Source organism: Holophagales bacterium, from assembly GCA_016719485.1.
Lineage (GTDB): Bacteria > Acidobacteriota > Thermoanaerobaculia > UBA5066 > UBA5066 > UBA5066.
Genome location: JADJZB010000004.1, coordinates 461,742 through 485,981 on the forward strand (window position 1 = coordinate 461,742; position 24,240 = coordinate 485,981).

A 24,240-nucleotide genomic window follows, 5' to 3' on the forward strand; every position below is an offset into this window, starting at 1 on the left:
GCTCCCGGCCACGCAGCGAGGTCTCCATGCCGGTCACCCTCTCCGCCGAAAGCGTTTCGGCCGTCCTGCCGGACGGCGTTCGGCTCTTCGCCCCTGTCGACCTGTCGCTCCCGCGCGGCGTGACGGGACTCGTCGGCCCGAACGGCTCGGGAAAGAGCACGCTCCTCGAGATCCTCGCGGGGCTTCGACTCCCCGCGCGGGGGCGCGTCGTCCGCCACGGCACGGTCGGCTTCCTGCCGCAAGCGGTCACGCTCCGCCCGGGAGAGACGGCCGCCGGCCTCCTCGCCGCCGGCTCCGCGCCGGCCTGGCGCGTGAAAAGGGCCCTCTCCGGCGCCGGTCTCGCGGAGGTCGACCTCGATCGCGACGCGAGGACCCTCTCCGGCGGCGAGGCGACTCGCCTGCGCCTCGCGCGGCTCCTCCTCGAAGCGCCGGAGACCGTCCTTCTCGACGAGCCGACGAACCACCTCGACGAGGAGGCTCGCCGCGTCGTGCACGCCTTCGTCGCGACGTTCCCCGGTGCCGTCCTCGTCGCGACGCACGACCGCGCCCTCCTCGCGCTGGCCGATCGCATCGCCGACCTGGGGAGCGGCGGCTTGCGTCTCTACGGAGGCGGCTGGTCCGGGTTCCTGGAGGCTCGACGCGCCGAGCGCGAGGCCGCCGATCGTGGCGTCCGCTCCGCGGAGCAGGGGCTCGACGCCGCCCGCAGGGCGGCCCGCGAGGCCCGCGAGCGGCAGGCCCGCCGGAGCGCCGCGGGACGCCGAGAGGCCGCGCGGGGCGGCCTCCCGAAGATCGCCCGCGGCGCGATGAAGCGCTCCGCGCAGAACACGGCAGGCCGGCTGAAGGGCCTCCACGACGAGCGCGTCGAAGCGGCCGCCTCGGAGCTGGCGCGGGCTCGCGCCCGAACGCCCGAAGGCCCTAGGGTCGTCGTCGACCTCGAGACGACACGCGTCCCCGCCCGCAAGCGTCTCGTCGAGGCAGAGGGGGTCAACGTCCGGCTGCCCGGCGGATGGCTCTGGGCGAGCCCCGTCACCTTCGAGGTCGTCGGCCCCGAGCGGATCTGGCTGCGGGGAGCGAACGGCTCGGGCAAGTCGACTCTCTTCGCGCTCCTCTCGGGGCGCGTCCCGGACTCGGGGACGCTCCGCGTCGGGGCCGCGCGCGTGGCCCGCCTCGAGCAGGACGCCGTCCTCGGCGACGAGGGGACCCTCGCCGATGCGCTCCGGCGCCACGCTCCGGCCCGGGCCGAGCACGAGCGCCGAGTCCTCCTCGGGCGCTTCGGCTTCGTTCAGGATGCGGCCGGAAAGCCCGTGGCCGCGCTGTCCGGGGGAGAGAGGATCCGCGCCGGCCTCGCGGCTCTCCTGGCCGCGGACCAGGCTCCCGAGATCCTCCTGCTCGACGAGCCGTCGAACCATCTCGACCTCCCGGGGCTCGAGGCGGTTGCGTCAGCTCTCCGCGCCTTCCGGGGCGCGCTTCTCCTCGTCACGCACGACGCCGCGTTCGCGCGCGACGTGGAGGTCACGCGGGAGCTTCGGCTCCCCCCGAGGGCCTGCGTGTCCCCCGCCGCGCTCCGCGCCCGGACCCGGCGATAGGATCGGCGCGATGGACTTCCGTCAGCTCGTCGCCGCCCGCTACAGCGTACGCACCTACCGTTCCGATCCGGTGCCCGAGGCGCTTCTTCGAGAGGTGCTCGAGGCGGCGCGCCACGCCCCGTCCGCCTGCAACCGCCAGCCGTTCCGAGTGATCGTCCTGACGACGCGAGGCCGGGAAACCGACCTCCTCCGCGTCTATCCGAAACCCTGGTTCGTGGAGGCGCCTCTCGTCCTCGCCGTCTGCTCGGTACCCACCGAGGCGTGGGTGAGGAGCCGCCACGACGGTTGGAGCGCGGCGGAGACGGACGCCACCATCGCGACCGACCACCTTCTCCTCGCCGCCGCGGACCGCGGCCTCGGCACCTGCTGGGTCGCCGCCTTCGACCCCGTCGCGGCCCGCGAGGTCCTGGGGCTCCCGGACGACGTCGTACCGGTCGCCTTCACGCCTCTCGGCTGGCCGGCGGGCGAGGCGGGGCCGAAGGAACGGAGGCCGCTGTCCGAGCTCGTCCGATACGAGCGCTGGTAGACCCGCGCGGCCGGCCGTGGGCGGCTGCGCCGGCGGCGACGAGGAGAGGGGCGGAGTGCTCCCAGGTCGATCGCGCGGTCCGGGCCGCGGGGGCGCGCTTCTCGAAGTCGAGGAGCGCGTCGACGTCGCAGCGCGCGAGGGCATCCTCCGCCCAGGCGTCGAACTCGGTCGCCCACCGCGGGATTCCCGGGCGAAACGCGCAGCTCATGTTGCGGGTGAGGAAGCCGCTGCCGAAGGCGTCCCGCATCGGGAACGGGCGAGCCTCTTCTGCAGCGAGCCGATTCCGCCCGGGCCGTGGGCTTCGGTGGCCTCGGTGGACTTCCTCGCGGCCTAGAATCCCGGGCGAGGTCCCCCGATGGAAGCTGCCCAGCGCGTCCTCTTCGTCGACCCCTCGAACGGCTTCTACAGGATGCGCAAGTACCGGGTCGGCGACTATTTCGGCCCGGTCGACCTCGGGCTCCACCTCGCGGACCGCTGGCGGAGCCTGAACATCGGCGCGGGCCTCTTCGCCGGCTCGATCCTCCCCGGCTCGAACCGGCTCGTCGTCACCGGCTTCTCCCCCGCCTGGCGCGGCTTCTACGTCTCGAGTCTCGGCGGCGCCGCCCTCGTCTTCGACAACCTCGGCATCAACATGGTGAGCCTCGTCGGAAGGGCACCCACGCCGTCGGTCCTCTACCTGAACCGCAGCCACGGCGAGGAGATCGACGTCGAGGTCCACCCGGTCGACCTCGCGAAGGCCTGGGCGCGCGGCCGCGGCGGCTTCTACGGTCTCATGGAAGAGGTCCTCGAGCGCTTCGGCCCGCGCTACCAGACCGATCCGCGCGTCCTCGCCGTCGGCCCCGCGGCGGAGTCGACCGACTTCGGCGCCATCGGCAGCGCCCCTGTCGTGAAGGGGCGGCTCACCCACGCGGACACCTGGGCCGGCCGCGGCGGGATGGGCTCGAAGATGCTCCAGGACCATGGGCTCGCCGCGGTGATCTACGGCGGGACCTTCGTCGACGAGGACTTCCGTGACCGGAAGCTGGCCGACTCCTGGTTCCAGACGCGCTACGAGAAGCGCCTCGCGACGAAGGACTTCGAGGCGACGACGAAATACCGCTTCGACCCGAAGTTCGAGACCGGCGGCACCTTCGGCGTGAACTTCGCCACGCTGAAGGGGCGCCTCATGGCGTTCAACTACCGCTCGCTCCACTTCTCCGAGGCCGAGCGGCTCGAGCTCTGGGAGCGCCTGGTCGCCCCCCACTACCTCGCGCAGTTCAACGAGGAGACGATCGCGAAGCGGCAGCAGTCGACCTGCGGCGAGCCGTGCGCGGCCGTCTGCAAGAAGCTGCGCGACGAGTACAAGAAGGACTACGAGCCCTACCAGACGATGGGTCCGCTCTGCGGCATCTTCGACCAGCGCGCGGCCGAGCTCCTCAACGGCAGGGCCGACGCGGCGGGCTTCGACGCGATCTCCCTGGGCGGCGTCCTCGCCTGGCTCATGGAGTGCCTCCTCGAGGGCGACCTGTCGCCGGACGACCTCGGCGTCTCCCGCCTCCCGCGCTGGGAGACCGCCGGCTTCGACGTCGTCGCCGACTCGATGCACAACGCCGAGGTGGGGATCGAGCTGATCGAATCGATCCTCCTCCGGCGTGGGGTCCTCGACCTCTCGGAGGGCCCCCGGAAGTGGGCCCGGCGGGTCCATCGCGAGAAGGGGCCGCGCATCCTCGACCGGCTCGTCTGCCTCGCCTCGGGGCGGCGCGGCTGGATGGTGCCGAACCAGTACTGGACCCCGGGCGCCCTCGCCCCGATGCCGATGATGGGCAAGTACTACATGTTCTACGGCCCGGAGTTCTTCCCGCCGCGGGCGCTCGGGCGCGTCTCGGCCGACCGGATGAAGGAAGAGCTCGCGATCGACGACCTGGGCGTCTGCCGCTTCCACCGCGGGTGGGCCGAGGAGATGCTCCCCGAGATCGTCGGCGCCGTCTACGGCCTGAAGGACGAGTACCTGAAGGCGATCGCCGTCACCGCGAGCCGGATCAACAGCCGCAACGCCTCGGTCTTCTGGGAGTCGGAACGCGACGTCGACTTCGTCGCGTCCTACCTGAAGCGGCGGCGGGACGTCGAGGGCGACGCCGACCCCGAGCTCGCCCGCTGGGTCGAGGCGTTCGAGAAGGACCGGCACGAGGCCGCGCTCGCATGGTGGTACGAGACGCGGAAGGGGATCGACGAGAGTCTCCGCGCCTTCCTCTGAGCGGAGGCGACCTCCGCGACTGCAGCGGCCGCTGCCTCACTCCGGCAGGGGGACGAGCTCGATCTCGTCGCCGGGCACCCGCGGGAATCGGCCTTCCTTCCAGTCCCGCTTCGCCTTCTCGATCCGCTCGCGCGAGCTCGAGACGAAGTTCCAGTCGATGAGCGGCGGGCGCTCGAGGGGCGCGCCGCCGATCAGGACGGCCCGCGCCGGCGCCTCGGCCCGAAGGACGACCCCGGCGCCCGGCGCCAGGACGAGCATGCGCCCCGGGCCGCTGGGCTCGTCGCCGACGGCGATCGACCCCTCGACGGTGTACACGGCGCGCTCCTCGGGCTCGACGGGGAGCGGCAGCTCGCTTCCGGCGGGCATCGCGACGTCGACGTAGAAGAGCGGGGAGTGGACCGTGACGGGAGACGTGGCGCCGAAGGCCGAGCCGGCGAGAACCCGGAGCCGGACCCCTCCCCGCTCGAGCTCCGGGAGCATCGCGCCCGGGTGATGGACGAACGCCGGCTCCGTCCCTTCGGCATGTGCCGGGAGAGCGACCCACAGCTGGAGCCCGTGGAGGGTCGCTCCTGCCACGCGCCCTTCCGAAGGGGTCCGCTCGGAGTGGACGATGCCGCGGCCAGCCGTCATCCAGTTGACGTCGCCCGGGCGTATCCGCTGCCGCGACCCGAGGCTGTCGCGGTGGAGGAGCTCCCCTTCGTAGAGGTAGGTCACCGTCTCGAGGCCGATGTGCGGGTGCGGCAGGACGTCGAGCCCGCGGCCCGCGTCGAAGCGCACCGGCCCCATCTCGTCGAAGTAGACGAAGGGACCGACGAGGCGCCGCCGTCTCCAGGGAAGGAGGCGGCGGACGCTGAGGCCGCCGATGTCCCGCCTCCTCGCCTCGATCACGGAGACGACGGGAGCTGAGGAAGACCTCGGCCGAGAGGGCGCCGCCGTGTTCTCTGGTGTCTTCATCGAATCCCCGTTCAGTCGAGCTGCACCGAGCGTTTCGTGAAGGCCCCGTCCATCCACCAGCCGGTGATGGGAAACGTCACGCGCGGACGGCTGTCGGCGGCTGCGCCGGCGGCGACGAGGAGGGGCGCGTAGTGCTCCCAGGTCGGGAGCGCCGTCCGGGCCGCCGGAGCGCGCTTCTCGAAGTCGAGGAGCGCGTCGACGTCGAAGCGCGAGAGGGAGTCCTCCGCCCAGCCGTCGAACTCCGTCGCCCACTGCGGGATTCCCGGGCGGAACGCGTAGCGCATGTTGTGGGTCAGGAAACCGCTGCCGAAGACGAGGACCCCCTCGTCGCGGAGCGGGGCGAGCGCCCGGCCGAGCGCGAAGAGCTCCGCCGGGTCGAGACGCGGCATCGAAAGCTGGAGGACGGGGACGTCCGCTTCCGGGTACATCGCGACGAGCGGCACGTAGGCCCCGTGGTCGAGGCCGCGCGCCGGCTCGTCCGTGAAGGCGATCCCCCTCGACTTCAGGAGGCCGCGAACGTCCCCGGCGAGCGCGGGCGCGCCGGGCGAGGGGTAGACGGTCCGGTAGTACTTCTCGGGGAAGCCGGAGAAGTCGTAGACGAGCGGAACCGGCGTCGTCGCGCCGAGCGACGCCGGGCGCGCCTCCCAGTGGGCCGAGATCATCAGGATGCTTTCCGGCCTCGGCATCGCGCCGGCCCACGCGGCGAGCTCGCCCATCCAGGCCGCGTCGTCGAGGAGGACGGGCGCGCCGTGCGCCGCGAAGATCGCGGGCATCCGTCGGCTCGAGTCATTGTTCATTCGGGTCCTTCCCTTCCGCTCCGGTGCCACGACGCTCAACCGAGCCGACCGTCCCGGTAGTCGCTCACCGCCTGGTAGATCTCCTCCTCGGTGTTCATGACGAACGGGCCGTACTGCGCGATCGGCTCGCCGAGCGGCCGCCCCGCGACGAGGAGCGCTCGCGCTCCGTCCTTCGCCTCGATCACGACTCCGTCCGCCGCCGGGTCGTTCGAAAGGAGCGCGAGCTTCCCCGGCGTCACCTCCCGCCCCCCGATCGCCGCGGCGCCGCGGTAGACGACGACGAACGCGTTGTGCCCGCTCGCGAGCGGCTGCTCGAACCGGGCGCCCGCGTCGAGGTGGAGGTCGAGGACGAGCGGCTCCGTCGCCTCGCGCGTCACCGCGCCGGCCACGCCGTGGCTCACGCCCGCGATGACGATCGCCGTGACGCCGCCGGCCGTGAACCGCGGAAGGTCCGCCGCGCCGAAATCGCGGTACCAGGGCGCCTTCATCTTGTCGCGGCCCGGGAGGTTCAGCCAGAGCTGGAAGCCCTCCATGACCCCCTCTTCCTGCTGCGGGATCTCGGAGTGGACGACGCCGCGCCCGGCCGTCATCCACTGGACGCCGCCGTTCTCGAGGAGACCCTCGTGCCCCGCGCTGTCGCGGTGCTTCATCCGGCCCGCGATCATGTACGTCACCGTCTCGAAGCCGCGGTGCGGGTGGTCGGGGAAGCCGGCGATGTAGTCGTCCGGGTCGTCGCTCCCGAAGGCGTCGAGCATCAGGAACGGGTCGAGCCGCCGCTGGAGCGGCTGCGAGAGGAGGCGCGTGAGCTTCACGCCCGCGCCGTCGGAGGTCGCCGTGCCGGCGACGAGGCGCTCGACGGAGCGGGACGTGCGGACTGTCTCCGCGCGGAGAGCGGTGGTCGGGCTCGAGGTCGGTGTCATCGTCTTCGTCATCTCGGTGTCTCCCTGTCGTGCGCCGGTCTTCAGGCGGCGAGCGCGGCTTCGAGGTCGGCCTCGGCTTCGGCGAAGCCCTTGCGCATCGACTCCTCGCCCATGTTCATTCCCTCGGCGTAGATGAAGCGGACGTCGGTGATGCCGAGGAAGCCGAGGATCGTCTTCAGATAGGGAGTCTGGGCGTCGCCCGGCGTACCGCGGTAGCGCCCGCCGCGCGCGAGCGCGACGTAGGCGGTCTTGCCCTTCAGGAGCCCTTCGGGTCCGCTCGACGTGTAGCGGAACGTGACGCCGGCCCTGGCGATCGCGTCGATCCAGCCCTTCAGCTGCACCGGGTTTCCGAGGTTGTACATCGGGACGCCGAGGACGAGGGCGTCGGCCGCCTGGACTTCGGCGATGAGCGCGTCCCTCGCGGCGACGGACGCGGCCTGCTCCGGCGTCCTTTTCTCGGCGGGCGTAAAGAGCGCCCCGAGCGCCGCGTCGTCGAGGGCGGGCACGGGGTCCTTTGCGAGGTCGCGGACCTTCAGGACGGAATCGGGGTTCGCCTCGCGCAGGCGGTCGACGACGGCGTTCGCGACGCGGGTGGAGTTCGCGCCTTCGTTCCGGGCGCTCGCGTTGATCTGGAGGATCTTCATTTCGTTCTCCCTGGGACCGGGGTTCGTTCCCGACGACAAAGATGGGCGTTCTACAGGCGGAAGAGAAGAGGCGAAATCGGATATCATTGTTCCGTAAATGAAACAATCTGAGCCCAACGATCTTCTGATCTTCGCCCGGGTGGCCGACTCGGGGAGCTTCAGCCGCGCCGCCGAACGCCTGGGCCTGCCGAAGTCGACGGTCTCGAGGCGGATCTCCATCCTCGAGGAGCGGCTCGGCGAGCGGCTCATGGTCCGGACGACGCGGCGTCTCCGCCTCACGGAGCTCGGCGAGAAGCTCCTCGCCCACGCCCGTCGCGTCGCCACGGAGGTCGACGACGTCGCCGCCCTCGCCGAGAACCGGAAGGAGGCGCCGGTCGGCCGCCTTCGCGTCGCGATGCCGAGCGACCTCGCCATCCTCCTCTTCTCCGAAGCGCTCGCCGCGTTTACGGCGATGCACCCGGCGGTCTCGCTCGAGCTCGACCTTTCCGCGCGGCGCGTCGACCTGCTCGGGGAGAACGTCGACCTCGCCGTTCAGATCGGCTCGCCGCCCGAAGACGCCCTTCTCGCCGCGCGCCGCGTCGCGGTCTTCCCGATCGGCCTCTACGCCGCCCCGTCCTATCTCGCCGGGCGTGGAGACCCCGTATCGCCCGACGACCTCGCGCGGCACGACGCCCTCCGGCTCCTCGGGCGCGACGGGGAGCCGGCCCGCTGGACGCTCACCCGGGGCGAGGAACGGTGGCAGGGCGTTCCCAACGGGCGGGCGAGCGCGAACTCCCCCGAGCTCCTGCTCCGCCTCGCCCGCGCGGGCGCGGGGATCGCCGCCGTCCCCGACCTCCTCGCCGCACCCTACGTGCGACGAGGCGAGCTGCGCCGCGTGCTCCCCGCGTGGTGCCTCAGCGCTCGCACGGCCTGGGCCGTCTTCCCGGGCCGCCGCCTCATGCCGGGGAAAGTGCGCGCCTTCCTCGACATGCTCGTCACGGCGCTCCCCGTCGAGACGGCGTCATCGGCCTGACGGAGCCCACGCTCCCGACCGGCGTCCCGCTCCCCGTCGTCGTTCTCTCCGTTCTCCTACGCCGCCTGCTCCGCCGGTCGGTCGCTCACGATCCTCCCGTCGCGGATCTCCACGATCCGGCTCGCGCGGCGGGCCAGCGCCATGTCGTGCGTGATGACGATCAGCGTCGAGCCCTGCTTCCAGAGGTCGAGGAAGACTCCCATGATGTCGGTCCCCGACGTCGTGTCGAGGTTCCCGGTCGGTTCGTCCGCGAGGACGATGTCGGGGTCCATCGCGAGGGCCCGCGCGATCGCCACGCGCTGCATCTGCCCACCCGACAGCTCCGTCGGCTTGTGGTCCATCCGGTCGCCGAGGCCGACCTTCGCAAGGAGCTCGGCCGTCTTCGCGCGCCGCACCTTCGGCGCGACGCCTCCGAAGACGAGCGGCATCTCGACGTTCTCGAACGCGCTGATCTGGGGCAGCAGGTTGAACGCCTGGAAGACGAAGCCGACCCGCCGGTTCCTCACCTCGGCGAGCTGGTCGCGAGAGAGGCCGGCGACCTTCTCGCCGCCGATGAAGTAGTCGCCGCCCGAAGGCGTGTCGAGGCAGCCGAGGAGGTTCATGAGCGTCGACTTGCCGGAGCCCGAAGGGCCGACGATCGCGACGAACTCGCCCTTCTCGATCGTCAGGTCCACGCCCTTGAGCGCCTCCACCTTCACCTTGCCGGTGTCGTAGACCTTCCGGATGCCCGCCATCTCGATGATCGGGCGTCCGGTCGCGGGAGGGGTCTTCTCGCTGTGGCTCGACATGGCGGGCTCCTACTCGTAGCGGAGGGTGGAAGCGGGGTCGATGGCGGCGGCGCGGCGGGCCGGGAAGTAGCCGGCGAGGAGGCCGATGACGCCGAGGATCGATGCGGTGCCGAGGCCGATCGCCAGGGAGAGCTTCGGCGTCCCGAGGAACTCCATGACCTGGTTCCCGTCGGTCGGGATGAAGCTCATCCCCAGGACGAGGAGCGTCGCGATGAGCATCCCGGCCGCGCCCCCGACGAGCGTGTACGAGAGCCCTTCGAGGACGAACGGCCCGGTGATCCACCCCGCCTTCGCCCCGAGGGCCATCTTCACGCCGATCTCGCGCGTCCGTTCCTTGACGACCGCGTACATGATGTTCGCGACGCCGACGCCGCCGATGAGGAGCGTCAGCGCGCCGATGATCCCGAGGAACATCTGGATCCCGACGCTGACGTTCTGGTTGACCTTCTGGGACTTCACCGTGTCCCAGGTCGGCAGCGCGCGCTCGTCGGAGGGGTCGAAGCCGTACTTCGCCGCGATGACCTCGCGAGTCCTCACGATCGCCTCCGCCATCTTCGAGGAGTCGCGCACGCGGATCACGAGGTTGTTCACCGTCGGCCGTCCGAAGAGGGCCTTCCAGGTCGAGATCGGAATGATGGAGTGATCCTTGTCCATCCCGGCGTAGGCCCCCATCTGCGTCTTCTTCTGCATGACGCCGACGACCGTGAACGGGGCATTCGCGACGAGGAGCGTCTGCCCGACGGGGTCGTCCTTGCCGTAGAGGTCCTCGGCCAGCTCGTTGCCGAGGAAGATGACGCGCCGGCGCTCGGCTTCGTCGAGCGGCGAGAGGAACCGCCCGCCGGCCACCGGGTACTGCTTGCGCGCCTCGCCGTAGGGGTAGTTCACTCCCTTGACCCGGCCGGCGACCGTCTTCTTTCCGGCCGTCAGGTTCGTCCGCCACTGGATCGCCTCGCCGATGACCGACTCGAGCTCCGGCAGGCGGGACGCGAGGACGGGGATGTCGTCGATGCGGACGCGGATTGGCCGGCCGGGGTTCATCCCCTTCCACGCCTTCGTCGTCTCGCTCATCCACATCACGCCGATGTTCTCCCCCATCGCCCGCGAGTTGCTCGAAAGCTGCCGCTTCAGCCCTTCCCCGAAGGCGAGGAGCAGCAGGATGGCGACCGTGCCCCAGGCGATCGCCGCGATGGTCAGGAACGCGCGCTTGCGGCCGAGCGTCGCCGACTGGAGGAAGAGGTGGAGGATCACTTTCACGGCCCTTCTCCTACAGCTTCATCGCGACGACCGGGTCGAGCCGGGACGCGGAGCGGGCCGGGAAGAAGCCCGCGAGGAAGCCGATGACCCCGAGGATCCCGGTCGTGATCAGTGCGACGAAGGGCGAGACCTCGGGCTTGCCGACGAACTCCTGGAGGCTCTCGGGGAAGACGGTGCAGATGCCGAGCGAGATCGCGAACCCGACGACCCCGCCGATCGCCGTCACGATGAGCGTCTCGACGATGAACTGCCTCTGGATCGCCCCCGACTTCGCGCCGAGGGCCATCTTCACGCCGATCTCCTTCGTCCTCTCGTCGACGATGACGTTCATGATGTTCGAAACGCCGATCCCGCCGACGACGAGCGTCAGCGACCCGACGATCCCCAGGAAGAGCGAGAAGGCGAGCATGAAGACCTCGAAGAACTGGAACTGCTCCGTCGTGTCCCAGACCGAGAACGCCTCCTTGTCCGCGGGGTCGAACTTGAGGCGGCGCGAGAGCGCCGAGCGGAGGCTTTCCGTCACCTCCTTCGACTCGAGGGCCGACGCCGGCTGGAAGACGAAGTTCGAGAGGTACTTCCGGCCCGTCAGCGCCCGGAACGTCGTCCCCGGGATCCAGGAGAGGTCGCTGTCGCGGCTGTTGTAGCTCGAGTCCTGCTCCTTGGCGGTCAGGACGCCGATGACGAGGAAGGGGGAGCCGTTGAAGAGGACGGTCTTGCCGACCGGGTCGGTTCCCTTGCCGAAGACGTCCTCGGCGACCTTGTTCCCGAGGAATACGACGCGGCGCTGGTCCTTCATGTCGAGCGGGTTCAGGAAGCGGCCCCCCGGGACGGGAATCAGGTTCCGCATCTCGCCGAACTCGGGCGACACGCCCGAGACGTCGACCGGAAAGGTCCGCAGGTTGTAGACCATCTTCCAGCCGTCGCTGTACTCGCTCGACATCCGCTTCAGGCCGTCGACGCGCGGCCTCACCGTCTCGAGGTCCTCGTCGGTGATCCGGATGCGCCGCCCCTTTCCGAGCCCCTGGTACGGGATCGACGTCAGGCCGGGCCAGGAGATGCAGATCCGGTCTCCGAGGCCCGCCGTCTGCTTGATGAGGTTCTTCTTCAGGCCCGCCCCGAAGGCGAGCAGGAGCGTCACCGCGACCGTCCCCCAGACGAGCCCGAACACCGTCAGGAGCGTCCGGAGCTTCTGGCTCTTCAGGTCGCGGTGGAGCTGCAGCAGCGCGTCGCGGAGCATCGGCGGACCTCTTCCTCGTCGATCCGCGCTCAGCTGATCGTCTTCGGCGGCCGCTGGACGAGCTGGTCGCCCTTCTTCACGCCTTCGGTGACCTCGATGTTCAGGCCGTCGGAGATGCCGGTCTTGATCTCGACCTTCTTCGGCTCGTCCTTGGGGTTCTTCCCCGGCAGCTCGACGAAGGCCTTCTTCCCGCCGTCTTCGAAGGTCACGAGCCGCTCCGGGATCGTCACGACGTCCTTCTTCTCGCGGATGATCAGGTCCGCGTTCGCCGAGTAGCCGGCGCGCAGGACGATCTTCTGTCCCGGGTCGAGCTCGATCTCGACGTCGAAGAGGGTCGCCCCGTCCTTCTGCTGGGCCTGCGGCGCGATCCGCGCGACCTTCCCCGTGACGACGTCCGTCGGGAGGGCACCCACCTTGATGCGCGCCTCGAGCCCGACGTGGAGCTTGCCGACGTCGATCTCGTCGACCGTCCCCTTGAAGATGAGGTCGCTCATGTCGGCGATCGTCGCCAGCTCGGTGCCGGGCTGGTACGACGTGAGCGGGACGACGGGGTCGCCCGGGTTGACCGCGCGAGTGAGGATCGTCCCGGCGGCCGGAGCGCGGATGATCGAGTCGATTCCCGAGTCGAACGACGTGATCTTCCCGCTGCGGGTGAGCTCGCGGTCCTGGTCGGCCTTGGCGACGGCGATCTTGGCGAGCTCGAACGCCTCGCGCTTGACGTCGACGTCGGACCGCGCCGTGATCCCCTGCCGGTTGAGCTCCTGGGCCCGGTCGAATTCGGACTTGGCGCGCGCGAACGAGGCGTTCGCCGACTCGACCCTGCGGTCGACCTCGGTCACCTCGAGGGGCGTCGGGTCGGGCTGAATCTCGAGAATCGGATCGCCCGCCTTCACGCTGTCGCCGACCTCGACCCGGCAGCTCTTCACGATGCCGGAGATCTTCGACTTCACCGAGAACTTCTGCCGCGGCTGGATCTGGCCCACGGCGAGCGCCTTCTCCGTGATCGAGCCCGACTCGGCCACGACGATCTTGAGGCCGCCGTCGTCCTTCTTTCCCGAGCTCGCGAGGGCGTAGATGCCGGTGACGACGCCGCCCACGACGATCAGCACGAGAAGGACCTTGAAGAGCTTGCCCATACCGGACCTCCAGCTGCCCCGAACGGGGCTGTTCGTCTCGCCAGACGGATCGAGATCGAGGGTCATGCCCGCAGTTACGCTCCTGCCGCCGGAAGGTTCCGATGTGCGTACGTGTGCGACAGGATGTCCCAGGTCTTCATCCGGGACGGCTCGGAAGCCGGCGACTCGCCTTTCGGGCTACCGGCAGATGACCCGGTCGCGTCCGGCCTGCTTGGCCTCGTAGAGAGCCGCGTCGGCGCGCTTCAGAAGGCTGGCGAGCCCTTCGTCCCCCGCGGCGAGCGACGCGATGCCGATGCTCACCGAAGCCCGCGCGGCAGGCGCCTCTCCGGCGCGGTCGGCGACGAGCCCCACCTCCCCGACGGCCTGGCGAAGCCGTTCTCCGACGGCGAATGCTCCTTCCGGACCCGTCATCGGAAGGACGGCGAGGAACTCCTCGCCGCCGTATCGGCCGACGACGTCCTCGGTCCGGAGACTCCCGGCCATCCGGCGCGCTCCCTCGGCCAGGAGCCGGTCGCCTTCGGCGTGCCCGAGCGCATCGTTGATCTCCTTGAAGTGATCGAAGTCGATCATGCCGACCGAGAGGGGCATTCCCCGCCGGCGGGCGAGCGAGAACGCCTCCTCCGCCGTGCCCAGGATCGACCGGCGGTTCGGGAGGCCCGTGAGGGCGTCGGTGATGGCGAACTCGGAGAGCTGCTCGTTCAGGCGGCGCAGCTCGTCGGTCCTCTGTGCGACGGTCTCTTCGAGCCGCACCCGGGCCGCCACGAGCCGACGCTCCCGCGCCTTTACGACGAGCGCTGCCGCGAACGCGATGACCGAGAGGCCACCGAAAAGCACCGGCAGCCGCTGCCACCAGGGTGTCTCCACGGTGATCCTCACGGTCGCCGCCGGCTCGGGGGATCGGCCGTCGACCGTCGTCGCCGTCACCTCGAAGACGTAGTTCCCCGCTCCGAGGGCACCGTACGTCGTTTCGGCCTGGCCCGGCTCGGCCGCCGTCCACCCGTCCGAAAGCCCGGAAAGCCTGTAGCGAAACGTCGTAGCCCCTTCGTCGAGGAACGACAGCGCCGCGAAGCGGAGCGTCAATGGCGCGTGCCGGAACGGGAGGACGAGATCGCGCCCGGGAGGCAGGCGGACCCGGCCCAGCCGGATCTCCGAGACGGCTACGAGGGGAGGCACCGGGCGTCGCGGAGCCGGGAGGCCCTGAAAGAGCGACAGTCCCTCGGTCGTGATCCAGACACGCCCCCGGCTGTCGGCGAAGAAGCCGTTCTGGTTGCACTCGTTCGCGCCGAGGCCGTCGTTCGTCGTGAAGACCCGGATCTCCCCCGAAGGGGCGATCCGAACGGCCCCCCGGTTCGTGCCGGCCCAGACGAACCCCTCGCGGTCCTCGCCGACCCAGTAAACGTACGAATCGGGCAGGCCCGAACGCGCGTCGAGAACGCGGACCCCCCGGTTGCCCGTCCGCCAGAAAAGCCCCCGGTCCGTGCCGACCCAGAGACCGCCTCGCCGGTCCTCGAGTATCGCGGTGACGGCGTTCGACGGAAGTCCTTCGGCCGTCCCGAGCGCTTCCGGCGAGGAGCCTTCCTTCAGGCCGGCGAGGCCCCATCCGAGGCCGCCGACCCAGAGGGTCCCTCCGTGCCCCAGATGGAGGACCGAAACCGAGTCCCCCACGGGTTTCCCGGCCCGCGACAGCTTCCCGTCCCGGAAGACGAAGAGCCCCTGGCGCGCCGAGCCCAGCAGGAGCGCGCCGTCCTTCGCGAAGGCGATCTCGTCGACGACCTTCGGCGCTCCCTCCGGCAGGGGAAATGACGTGACCCGGTCCCTCGAGATCCGCGCTGCCCCCTGCGAGGTCGTGACGATCACGTCTCCGTCGGGCGACACGCAGAACGAGCGGACTTCCGTGTGCGGCAGGCCGTCCTTCGCGGTGAAGAGCCGTGTCGTGCCGCCTTCGCTGCGCCGCACGAGCCCGCGGTCGTGCGCGCCGATCCACAGGGTGCCGTCCGGCGTCTCGGCGATGCCGTAGAGCGGAGCCCCGACCGGGAGCCCATCCTCCGGCCCGAACGTTCGGAACGCTGCCGGCCCCTTCTTGGCAAGCCCGGAGTCCGTGCCAAACCAGACGATTCCCTCCCGGTCCTCGAACGCGGCCCAGACCCTCGCGTCGGGAAGGCCCTCGGTCATCCCGAACCGCTCGAACCCCGAGGCGCCGTCCCAGCGGAACGCTCCGCGGTCGCTCGTGCCGATCCAGGTGCCGCCCCCCTCCGCCTCGCGGACGAGGCCGGAGACGTTCTTCCCCGGCGCGTCGTCGCCTCCCACGCGGCGAGCGGTCAGGGTGGTCACGTCGACCTCGAAGAGCCCGGCCTCCGTCACGCCGAGGAGGAGCCCGCCGCGCGGCCCCGACGCAATCACGCTGACGGACTGGTCGGGCAGGCCCGTCACGTCGACCCGCGTCAGGGCCCCGCCGGGAAGCAGCCGCGCCAGGCCGCGTGTCGTCCCCGCCCAGAGAACGCCGTCGGGTGAGTGGAAGAGGGTCACCACCTCGGTACCGGCGAGGTCGCCGACCGACGGTACCGCCTCGAACGACCCGCCGATCGAGGCGGCGACGAAGAGACCCCCGGAGGCGCCAGCGTAGAGCCGTCCGTCCTCCAGCGCGAGCAGAGCGGTGACGGACGGAGACGGCCCCGCCGTTACGGGAAGGACCGTCCAGGTCCCGGACGCGTAGACCGCGGCCCCGTTCGACGTCCCGGCGAGGACCTCACCCGCCGGACCCAGCGAGAGCGACTGGATCGAAGAGCCCGGCAGGCCCGTTGCCGCGTCGAACGTCTCGAATCGGCGGCCGTCGTAGCGGCCGAGCCCTCCTGTGAGCGTGCCGACCCAGAGGAAGCCCCCGCGGTCCTGGCAGATCGCGGTCACCTGAAGCTGCGGCAGCCCGTCGCGGGCCGTGTAGACGCGAACGGCCGACCGCGCCGCCTCGAGGGGCCAGACCCCCAGCGCCGCCAGGAGCGCGGCGACGGCCAGGAGGGCGCGACGGACCCTCACGTCCGGAGAGTGACCTCCACGATTTCCGAGCGGAAGAAGAGCCGCATCGGCGGCCCCCACGTTCCCGTGCCGCGCGAGACGGCGAGCGTCATCCCGTCGACCTCGTAACGTCCCGCCTGGAACGGGTAGGGAATTGCCGACAGGAAGGTGAAGGGCCACAGCTGACCACCGTGGGTGTGCCCGGAGAGCATGAGCCGCGCGCCGCGCGCCGCGGCGTCGCGGACCAGGAGCGGCGAGTGCGAGAGGTGGACGACGACGGCGCCGCCCGGCACTCCCGCGAACGCGCGGTCGAGACTGCGGCCGTCGATCCCGAGCTGCCGCCTGGCCGTCAGGTCGTCGACCCCGGTCAGGACGAGCCCGGGCGCCACCTCGGCCCAGCCGTCGCGAAGAGTCCGGATACCCGCCGTCTCGTAGACACCGAGGCACCGCTCGAGCCCTGCGTAGAACTCGTGGTTTCCGGTGACCCCGTAGACGCCCAGGGGGGCCGAGAGCCTCCGGAGGACGGGCGCGAGCGGTTCGACCGGCCCTACCTCGCTGTCGACGAGGTCGCCCGTCACGACGACCAGATCGGGCGCGAGGGCGTTCACTTCGTCGACCCGCCGTCCGAGCCACACCTCGCCGAGGAGCGTCCCGAGGTGCAGGTCGGAGAGCTGCACGATTCGCAGCTCGGTGCGCCCGTCCGGGAGGGCCGACACCTTCACCTCGTGCCGCACCACCCGCGGGATCCGAGCGCCCTGGACGATTGCGACCACGGACAGCACGATGGCGACGACGAGCGCCACGGAGCGCGCCGGGACCGCTCCGCGGGGCCAGAGCCTTCCGAAGCCCGTCACGACGTCGGCCGCGAGAAGCGCCGCGAACGCGAGGAAGAGCACCCCCATCCAGACGGCTCCCGCCAGCTCCACGCCCCTCGCGAGAGCCCCAGGGGCCCACTTCGCCAGGACCCTCCCGAGCGGGTAGGAAAGCCACAGCAGGGCGAAGAGAGCGACCCGCGCTGCGACGGGCACGGCCCGGGCCAGGACGGGAATCGAGAAGGCCCGCTGGAACGCGTAGACGTGGAAAAGCGTCCAGACGGAGAGGACGATGCCGAGGAAAAGGGCGAGCCGCCCCGTTGCGCCCATCCGGCGGAGTCTACGAGAGTCCGTCTCCGCGCTTTTTGCCCGCAGCCCCCACTACAATCCCCGGCCGTGATGACCGAAGCACGACAGGACAAGTTCCCCACCGTCTTCTGGACCGCGAACGTCGTCGAGCTCTTCGAACGGGCGGCCTACTACTCGATGGCGAGCTTCGTCGTCATCTACCTCGGCCAGCTCGGGCTCGGGGCGTACTGGCCCTCGAACCTCAACAGCGTCCTCTGGACGCTCGTCTACTTCCTCCCGATCCTCTCCGGCACGATCGCCGACCAGGTCGGGTTCCGGAAGTCGCTCCTCGTCGCGTTCGTCCTCCTCGCCGCGGGCTACATGCTCATGGGCTCGCCCGTCTGGTTCGGTGGCGCCGAGCTCGCGCCGATCGTCGGGAAGGAGTTCACCGCCTCCGCGGGCCTCGTCGGCACGATCGTCGCCGGCATCCTCCTGATCGGCATCGGCGGCTCGGTCATCAAGCCCTGTATCTCGGGGACCGTGCAGAAGACCTCGGGCACCCTCGCCACGCTGGGGTTCGCCATCTTCTACATGATCATCAACATCGGGTCGCTCTTCGGACGCGGCACGGCGTTCGTCGTGAGAACCCGGCCCGACGTCGTCCTGATCCTCGGCGTCGTCGCCGTCTGTGGCATCGCGGCCGCCCTGCTGACGCTGCTCGTGAAGTGGAACGTCCTGCACCGCGACGAGCGCGGGACGATCGCGAAGACGACGTTCGGCGCCTTCGCCATCATCTCCGGCGCGGCCGCGGGCATCTCCCAGGCGATGAAGCTGCGGCCCGCCCCCGAGATGGCCGCCGGAAGCCCGGCTCTCTCGTACATCTTCGCCGTCGCCACGGCCGCCTCCATCGTCGCGTTCTTCGTCGTCCTCGTCTTCTACAAGGAACCCGCGGTCGCCCCGAACACCCCCGCCAAGCCGAAGCGGACGCCGGGCCGGATCCTTCTCGACATGGTCCTGGTGCTGAAGAACAGGCGCTTCGCGCTCTTCCTGCTGGTCATCAGCGGCTTCTTCTTTCTCTACAACCAGGTCTACAACGTCATGCCGCTCTACGTGAAGCGCGTCGTCGAGACGAGCCCGGCGATGGACCTCTACACCGCCGCGAACCCGTTCGTCATCGTCGTCTTCCAGCTCCTCGTCACGAGCCTCTTCGGGAAGATGAAGCCGGTGAAGTCGATGATCGTCGGCTGCGTGATCATCGGCGTCTCGATGGGCATCAACCTCTACCCTCTTTACTCGGATGGCGGCCTGCGCGCCCCCGTGGCCGACCTCCTCCCGATCGCCTCGATCTTCATCATCCTGACGGTCGGCCTCATCGCCTTCGGCGAGCTCTACACGTCGCCGCGGATGTACGAGTACATCGGCGCGCTCGCGCCGAAGGGGCAGGAAGGGCTCTTCCTCGGCTACGCGAACCTGCCGCTGGCCATCGGCTCCCTGACGGGCGGCCCGGTCGGCGCCTGGATCTTCAACGACGTCATGGCGAAGGGCGCGACGACGAGAGCCGACGGCCTCCTCGATCTGAACCGCGCCGCAGCCACGCGCGGCTGGCTGCTGCTGATGGCCATCGGCTTCGTCTCGGCCGTCTCCATGTGGGCCTTCAACCGCTGGGTCGAGAAGCAGGAAGCGAAAGATCGGCTGGCCACGGCGTAGGGTCTTCCGGGAAGAGGTGGGCCGAGAGTAATCTCGGGCCGTGCCGAGGGACGCCGTATCCGCCGGATCGAGCCGGGCCGGGTCCGCACAGGACCCGGTGGAATCGTCCGCCGGCGCCCTCGGTACGGCGGTGCCCGCCGACGCCCGGGAGTGGGACTGGGAGGAGCTCTACCGGCACCTCGGCCAGAGCCTGATCTCCCTGGGCCGGAGGCGATTCGACCTCTCCCGGGAGGACGCAGAAGAAGCGCTCCAGCGGGCCGCCACCGCAATCGTCTTCGCCGCCCCTTCCGTCCGGAGCCCGGAGGCCTATCTCACCTCGGTCTTCCTCAGGGAGTGCCTCGGAGCGTGGCGCCGCCGCCAGGAGGTCCAACGGCGTGAGCTCCCCATGCCGGATGGCTTCCAGAGAGCCGACGATGCGTGCGAGCGGATCGAGGTCGTCTGCCGGTTCCGGTCGGCCTTCGCGCTCCTCTCCCCGTACTGCCGCTCCGTCATGCGCAGCTGCCTCCTCGAGGGGAAATCGCGGGTCGCCGGAAGCGACGCCCCCGTCTCCGAAGGGGCGATCTACAAACGCTACCGCAAGTGCCTGAGGACCCTCGCCGATGCCCTCGGCTGAACGGCACCTGCGGGAGGTCGACCTCCTCGCCCTCGCCCTCTCCCCTCGGCCGGGCGCGGCGCGTAACGCCCACGCCGAGGGCTGCCCCGAGTGCCGGAGGCGCATCGAGGGCCTCGCTGCCGGGCGGGAGCACCTCTCGGACCTGGAAGCCATCTCCGAAGTTCGCGCCGCGGCGCCGCCGCTGCCCGTCCCGGCGGCCCTCGGGCGCCTCCGCCGGACGCGGGAGGAGGCCGAGGCGCTCGTCGCCGCCGCCGACGTCGACGAGGAGCGGCTCGCGCTCGCCTTCGGGGAGGCGGCGGCCCGGGACGGCTTCCCCGAGGTCGCTCTCCAGGCCGTCCAGCTCGCCTCGCGGCTCGCGCTCCGGAGCCCGCGGAAGGCCGTCGCCTTCGCGGCCGGTCTCCGCGACGCGGTCTCCTCCTCGAAGTCGCGTGCCGACCTCCCTTCGCGTCTGGCTCTCGCCGCAGCGAACGTCCTCGAGAGTCAGGGGCTCCTCTACGTCGGTCAGGCCGGCGAAGCCTCCCGGCGGGCGCTCGACGGGCTCGCCGGGCTCGAGCTGGCCGGGGCGCCGCTCCTCCTCCTCTCGCAGGCGCACTACTACGCCGGCTCGGCCCTCTGGGGCGAGTCCCGCTACGCGGAGGCCCTCCGACACTTGACCGAGGCTCGGGACGGCTTCGCAGAGGACGGCCAGGACGCCTGGGTCGGGCGCGCCGAGGCCGCAATCGGCCTCGTCCACTTCAGCGAGGCGCGCTTCCTCCCCGCGCTCCATTCCTTCGACGCCGCGCTCGAGCGCCTCGACCCGGCGGTCGACCCCGGCCCGGTCGCCTCCACCCAGCAGAACCGGGCCGGCATCCTGATGAACCTCGGCCGTCTCGCCGAGGCCCGCGCCGCTTTCGGCGCCGCACTCGAGCTGGCCCTCCGGGCGGGGCTGATGGCGAGCGCAGCGACGATCCGGGTGAATCTCCTCAACCTGGGACTCGACGAGGGTGCGTACGAGGACGTCCGCGCCCGGGGCGAGAAGCTCGTCGCGCACTGCGTCCGCGAAGGCCTCGCCGTCGACGCCTACTACGCCCGCCTCGCCCTCGCCGAGGCCCAGGCCGCGCTCGGCAACTACGGGCCCGTCCGGGACCTCGTGGAGTTTCTCCGGGGGGAGGCCCCTCCCGAGGTCCGGGACGACCCCGACGCCACGGCGCTCCTCGGCCGGCTCGACGCGGGGGACGAGGAGATGCAGGGTCGCTTCAGGCGCCTCCGGCACTACCTCGCCGGCCGGGACCGGGCCGAGGCCGTCCGTCGGGCCTGAACGTTCCCGCTCGCCTCAGCCGATCGGTGACTTGCGCACGCCTTCCACTCCTTCCTCGTTCGTCGGGTCGTCCGTCGTCTCCGTCGCCGTCACGGGGTCCGTCGTCGTCCCGCCGTCGGGGACAGGGTCGACTCCGGAGAGGAAGAGAAAGATCAGGATCAGTGCGGTCATGGGCCCTCCTGGCCGGCTACGTTCGCCGGCCGTGTGTGGAATTCGAGATCCCTACCTCTCTATGAGAGGAGATTCCCACTCCGACTGAACCGTGGTCGAAAATAAATTTCGCGCCCCGGTCAAGTGCGCCCCCCCTCGACCCCTCATATGTAGGTAGGGGGAGACCGGGGGCGGGGTTCGTCCGCCCATCGGCCTCCCCCGGGGAAAGGGGACTGTCATGGGCAGCACGAGCGGATCGGCGCAGCGGAGGGACACCCTCCCCCGGGACCTCATCGAAGGCCGCTCCTTCGTCGTGGCGAGCAACCCATCCCGGGACGAGCAGCGCACCCTCGAACGGGCGATCGAGGAGCGAGGGGGGACCGTCCACCCCTTCCTCACCTCCGTCACCGACGTTCTCGTCTTTGGTCCGATCGCCGGCAACGACTGCGAGGCTCTCTGGGCCCGCGAGCAGATCCGCCGCGGCCAGGTCTACCGCGAGAGATGGGGACACCTCGAGCTCGTGACGGAAGAGGAGCTGCGGGCGGCCCTGGGACAGGACCCGGCGAGTCCCGCGTGAAAGACCCGGGCCCGGCCGGTTCCGGCCGCCTCGACGTCCCCTACCGCCGGTCGTCCCGCAGCACCTCGAACCTCACGTCGCCGTCCCCCGGAATCCGCCCGCCCGTGCTCCGGTCGAGCGCGCGGCGCAGGGCGACGACGGAAACCCAGCGGTCTTCCGGGTCGACGGCCATCGCCTTCGCCAGCGAGCGGGCATAGGTGGCGGGGACGCCGGAGGCGACCGTCCCGACGATCGAGAGGACCTCCTCGACGAGCGACCGCAGCGGCAGGTCCGGCCGGTCGAACTTCAGCCTCACGCCCGTCAGGAGCTCGAAGCCCGTCGCGGCGATCGCCCACTGGTCGGAGCCGGGAGTCGCCTCGGCCCCCGCGATGATCTCGGGCGCGATGTAGCCGGGCGTCCCCATGAGAATGCTCACCGAGGAGATCGCCCCGCCGCTCTCGGGCCTGGCGTCGGCCTTCGTCTCGCGCGCCAGGCCGAAGTCGAGGAGCTTCAGGCGGGTCGCACCCCCGGGACCGCGCGTGAGGAAGAGGTTGTCGGGCTTCAGGTCGCGGTGGACGAGGCCGGCCGCGTGCGCGGCGGCGAGGACGTCGAGCGTGCGGTCGAGGACCCAGGCCGTCTCCAGGAACGGCACTGGCTTCTGCAGCGTCAGCTCGGTCCGGAGGGAGCCGCCGGAAAGGAGCTCCATGACGAGGAACGCGCCCCCGGGCCGCAGCTCGCCGTAGTCGTAGACCGCGACCGCGTTCGGGTGGCCGAGGCGCGCCGTCAGTCGGGCCTCGCGACGAAAGCGAGCGAGCGAGGTCCGGTCGGAGAGCTGCTCGGCCCGGATCACCTTCACGGCACAATCGCGGTTGCCCCGGATGTCGCGGGCCGCGTAGACCGTCCCCATTCCCCCTTCACCGAGCCGCCGGTCGAGCCGGTAGCGCCCCGCGAGGAGCCGCGGGACGGCCTGCGTCATCCTCACCGCGTGCCCGTCGGCCGGGCAGACGACGTCGTCCTCCCCCGCAACCCGTCCGCAGAGCTCGCACTCGTAGAGCGCCCCGCCGCCCCCGTCCTGCAGGTGCCCGAGGACCTTCTCCCTCACGCGGCGGTCCTCGTCCACCTGCCGCGTCAGCGCGGCCCTCTCGAGGGCGAGCGCGACGTGCCCGGCGACCGTGCCGAGGATCTTTCGTTCCTCCGGAACGTACCCCTCGCCGGTCCGCTTGGCCCCGAGGGCGATGAGCCCGAGCGGCTCGCCGTCGCCCGAGAAGAGGGGCATGGCGGCCGCGAAGCCGGCGGCCCGCAGCGTGTTCGCGAGCTCTCCTTCGGCGTAGGGCGGGTCGCCGCCGTCGGCCGTGAGCGGATGGAACGTGTTCCGCGATTCGGCCGGGTCAGACATCGGGAGGACCGCCGTCCGGTCCAGCTCGGGGACGTCGGCGAGCGCCCCGGTCGTCACCGGGCGAACCGGCACACCCTGTGTCTCGAGCGCGAAGACCCAGAAGGCCTGCCGGTCCGGCCGGTGGGCGGCCGCGATGCGGTGGAGGACGTCCGCCGCCAGGTCTTCGCCCGCGTCTCGCAGGTCTCCCACGACTTCGGTCACGAGCTGCGCCGGGTCGTACGCTCCCTGCCGGAACTTCCGGTCGAGTACGACCTGCGCCCGCTTGCGCAGCGGATCGAAGACGAGAAAGAGGACGACGGCGACCAGGGCCGTCGTGAGCGTCCCCTGCAGGGCGGGCGAGACGAGCGCCACGATTGCCGTCAGAGCCGGCACGCCCGCGAGGAGGAGGACGACGAGCGCGACGGAGGCGATCGCGTACGAGGCGCTCCTCCTGATGAGGCGGTCCACCTCGAAGAGGTGGAAACGCGTCGCGGCGACGATCAGAGCCAGGGGAAAGAGGACCGAGACCGAAGAGAGCGCCCACACCGGGAGGAGCGGTGCAGCGCCGGCAACGGCCGGGATGTCGCGCAGGAAGATGTAGAGGCCGATGTAGATGATGACCGCGACGAGCACGACCCGGGCACGCCGCCTCACGTCTTCCCGGCGCGCCACCCAGGCCAGGGAGAGGAAGTAAACGAAGATGAACAGGTTGACCGCGAGGGCGAAGACGGCGATCCCCGTCTTCCAGGCGCCTCCCGGCGGGGCGCCCCCTCCCTCCATCCACCACCTTCGGAGGTAGAGCCCGAGCGGCACGACGGACAGGACGGTGACGACGAGGTAGGCCCGTCCCGGGCTCGCGAGCCGCGTCACCGGGAAGAACCCGCCGATCGTCACGAGGATCCAGCCGAGGGCCACGAAGTAGACGGTGGCCGACCCGGCAAAGGCGACCTGATCCTCGAGGGACGTCCCGAACGTGACCGCGCCGATGATCCGCCCGGCATTCAGGACGCCCAGCAGCGTGAGGAACGGGAAGAGGGCGCGGTTGGCCGGATCGAACGGGCGCTTGAGGATGACGATGACAGCGCCGAGGTAGTGGGCGCCGAAAACGAGGAACGCGAGGACGAGGCGCGGCGGCGTCACCCGGCCCCGCTCCAGTCCGAGGTGGCCGAGCCAGACCGTCCACGCGAGCGAGAACACCAGCGCCGCGGCGAAGGCCGCTGCGACGACGCGCTTCTCGCGGGGCTCGAGGTTCCTCACGGGCGCCGTGATTATCCGCTCGGTCGCTCCGGGAGCACGGATCGAGACCATCTGGGCCCCTTCGAACCCGACCCGGGTACGATCCCGCC

At 70.9% G+C, this 24,240-nt stretch carries 20 protein-coding genes; 8 read left to right on the plus strand and 12 right to left on the minus strand.

The window, feature by feature from the left end; translation table 11 throughout:
- Nucleotides 1-26: 26 nt before the first annotated feature.
- The 3 genes from IPN03_04920 to IPN03_04930 all read left to right on the plus strand — a co-directional run bounded on the left by IPN03_04920 (nucleotide 27) and on the right by IPN03_04930 (nucleotide 4,345).
- Nucleotides 27-1,586: an ABC-F family ATP-binding cassette domain-containing protein gene (locus tag IPN03_04920; GenBank protein ID MBK9373071.1), complete on the plus strand. Its 1,560-nt coding sequence runs from the start codon at nucleotides 27-29 to the stop codon at nucleotides 1,584-1,586.
- 10 nt (nucleotides 1,587-1,596) lie between these two features.
- A complete protein-coding gene (locus IPN03_04925) occupies nucleotides 1,597-2,112 on the plus strand; it encodes a nitroreductase family protein (GenBank protein ID MBK9373072.1) in 516 nt (171 codons plus the stop codon).
- Between the two features lie 355 nt (nucleotides 2,113-2,467).
- A complete protein-coding gene (locus IPN03_04930; protein ID MBK9373073.1) occupies nucleotides 2,468-4,345 on the plus strand; it encodes an aldehyde ferredoxin oxidoreductase in 1,878 nt (625 codons plus the stop codon).
- Between the two features lie 36 nt (nucleotides 4,346-4,381).
- On the opposite strand, the gene IPN03_04935 is transcribed toward IPN03_04930, so the two are convergent.
- Genes IPN03_04935 through IPN03_04950 form a run of 4 tightly spaced genes read right to left on the minus strand, consistent with a single transcriptional unit; the run spans nucleotide 4,382 to nucleotide 7,660 of the window.
- The gene (locus IPN03_04935; GenBank protein ID MBK9373074.1) at nucleotides 4,382-5,299 is read right to left on the minus strand and encodes a pirin family protein; all 918 of its coding nucleotides are present in this window, start codon (nucleotides 5,297-5,299) and stop codon (nucleotides 4,382-4,384) included.
- A gap of 11 nt (nucleotides 5,300-5,310) precedes the next feature.
- Complete coding sequence (locus IPN03_04940) at nucleotides 5,311-6,072, minus strand: dioxygenase (protein MBK9373075.1); 762 nt, start codon at nucleotides 6,070-6,072, stop codon at nucleotides 5,311-5,313.
- 59 nt (nucleotides 6,073-6,131) lie between these two features.
- A complete protein-coding gene (locus IPN03_04945; GenBank protein ID MBK9373076.1) occupies nucleotides 6,132-7,016 on the minus strand; it encodes a pirin family protein in 885 nt (294 codons plus the stop codon).
- Between the two features lie 41 nt (nucleotides 7,017-7,057).
- The gene (locus tag IPN03_04950; GenBank protein ID MBK9373077.1) at nucleotides 7,058-7,660 is read right to left on the minus strand and encodes an NAD(P)H-dependent oxidoreductase; all 603 of its coding nucleotides are present in this window, start codon (nucleotides 7,658-7,660) and stop codon (nucleotides 7,058-7,060) included.
- 97 nt (nucleotides 7,661-7,757) lie between these two features.
- On the opposite strand from IPN03_04950, the gene IPN03_04955 reads away from it, so the two are divergent.
- The gene (locus IPN03_04955; GenBank protein ID MBK9373078.1) at nucleotides 7,758-8,672 is read left to right on the plus strand and encodes a LysR family transcriptional regulator; all 915 of its coding nucleotides are present in this window, start codon (nucleotides 7,758-7,760) and stop codon (nucleotides 8,670-8,672) included.
- A 56-nt stretch (nucleotides 8,673-8,728) separates the two neighbouring features.
- On the opposite strand, the gene IPN03_04960 is transcribed toward IPN03_04955, so the two are convergent.
- The 6 genes from IPN03_04960 to IPN03_04985 form a co-directional block, all read right to left on the minus strand.
- The gene (locus tag IPN03_04960) at nucleotides 8,729-9,415 is read right to left on the minus strand and encodes an ABC transporter ATP-binding protein (GenBank protein MBK9373079.1); all 687 of its coding nucleotides are present in this window, start codon (nucleotides 9,413-9,415) and stop codon (nucleotides 8,729-8,731) included.
- 54 nt (nucleotides 9,416-9,469) lie between these two features.
- Nucleotides 9,470-10,714, minus strand: a complete 1,245-nt coding sequence (locus IPN03_04965; GenBank protein ID MBK9373080.1) for an ABC transporter permease — start codon at nucleotides 10,712-10,714, stop codon at nucleotides 9,470-9,472.
- A 10-nt stretch (nucleotides 10,715-10,724) separates the two neighbouring features.
- A complete protein-coding gene (locus IPN03_04970) occupies nucleotides 10,725-11,951 on the minus strand; it encodes an ABC transporter permease (protein ID MBK9373081.1) in 1,227 nt (408 codons plus the stop codon).
- Between the two features lie 29 nt (nucleotides 11,952-11,980).
- Nucleotides 11,981-13,153, minus strand: coding sequence for an efflux RND transporter periplasmic adaptor subunit (locus tag IPN03_04975; GenBank protein MBK9373082.1), 1,173 nt, complete (start codon nucleotides 13,151-13,153; stop codon nucleotides 11,981-11,983).
- A gap of 111 nt (nucleotides 13,154-13,264) precedes the next feature.
- A complete protein-coding gene (locus IPN03_04980) occupies nucleotides 13,265-16,117 on the minus strand; it encodes a diguanylate cyclase (GenBank protein MBK9373083.1) in 2,853 nt (950 codons plus the stop codon).
- Nucleotides 16,114-17,238, minus strand: a complete 1,125-nt coding sequence (locus tag IPN03_04985) for a metallophosphoesterase (protein MBK9373084.1) — start codon at nucleotides 17,236-17,238, stop codon at nucleotides 16,114-16,116. Before IPN03_04985 ends, IPN03_04980 begins: the two co-directional genes overlap by 4 nt.
- A 69-nt stretch (nucleotides 17,239-17,307) precedes the next feature.
- Here IPN03_04985 and IPN03_04990 point away from each other — a divergent pair, with 69 nt between their 5' ends.
- The 3 genes from IPN03_04990 to IPN03_05000 are packed head-to-tail and all read left to right on the plus strand — an operon-like array spanning nucleotide 17,308 to nucleotide 20,813.
- Nucleotides 17,308-18,903 (plus strand): hypothetical protein, encoded by a 1,596-nt coding sequence (locus IPN03_04990; protein MBK9373085.1) that lies wholly within the window; start codon nucleotides 17,308-17,310, stop codon nucleotides 18,901-18,903.
- A 40-nt stretch (nucleotides 18,904-18,943) separates the two neighbouring features.
- Nucleotides 18,944-19,516 carry a sigma-70 family RNA polymerase sigma factor gene (locus tag IPN03_04995; protein ID MBK9373086.1) on the plus strand — a complete coding sequence of 191 codons (573 nt, stop codon included), beginning with the start codon at nucleotides 18,944-18,946 and terminating at the stop codon, nucleotides 19,514-19,516.
- Nucleotides 19,503-20,813 (plus strand): hypothetical protein, encoded by a 1,311-nt coding sequence (locus IPN03_05000; protein ID MBK9373087.1) that lies wholly within the window; start codon nucleotides 19,503-19,505, stop codon nucleotides 20,811-20,813. The genes IPN03_04995 and IPN03_05000 overlap by 14 nt, the downstream gene beginning before the upstream one ends.
- Before the next feature lie 15 nt (nucleotides 20,814-20,828).
- Here IPN03_05000 and IPN03_05005 read toward each other — a convergent pair whose 3' ends face one another.
- The gene (locus IPN03_05005; GenBank protein MBK9373088.1) at nucleotides 20,829-20,984 is read right to left on the minus strand and encodes a hypothetical protein; all 156 of its coding nucleotides are present in this window, start codon (nucleotides 20,982-20,984) and stop codon (nucleotides 20,829-20,831) included.
- A gap of 217 nt (nucleotides 20,985-21,201) precedes the next feature.
- On the opposite strand from IPN03_05005, the gene IPN03_05010 reads away from it, so the two are divergent.
- Nucleotides 21,202-21,540: a hypothetical protein gene (locus IPN03_05010; protein MBK9373089.1), complete on the plus strand. Its 339-nt coding sequence runs from the start codon at nucleotides 21,202-21,204 to the stop codon at nucleotides 21,538-21,540.
- A 40-nt stretch (nucleotides 21,541-21,580) separates the two neighbouring features.
- Here the strand turns inward: IPN03_05010 and IPN03_05015 are convergent, their stop codons facing one another.
- A complete protein-coding gene (locus IPN03_05015) occupies nucleotides 21,581-24,202 on the minus strand; it encodes a protein kinase (protein ID MBK9373090.1) in 2,622 nt (873 codons plus the stop codon).
- Nucleotides 24,203-24,240: the final 38 nt, after the last annotated feature.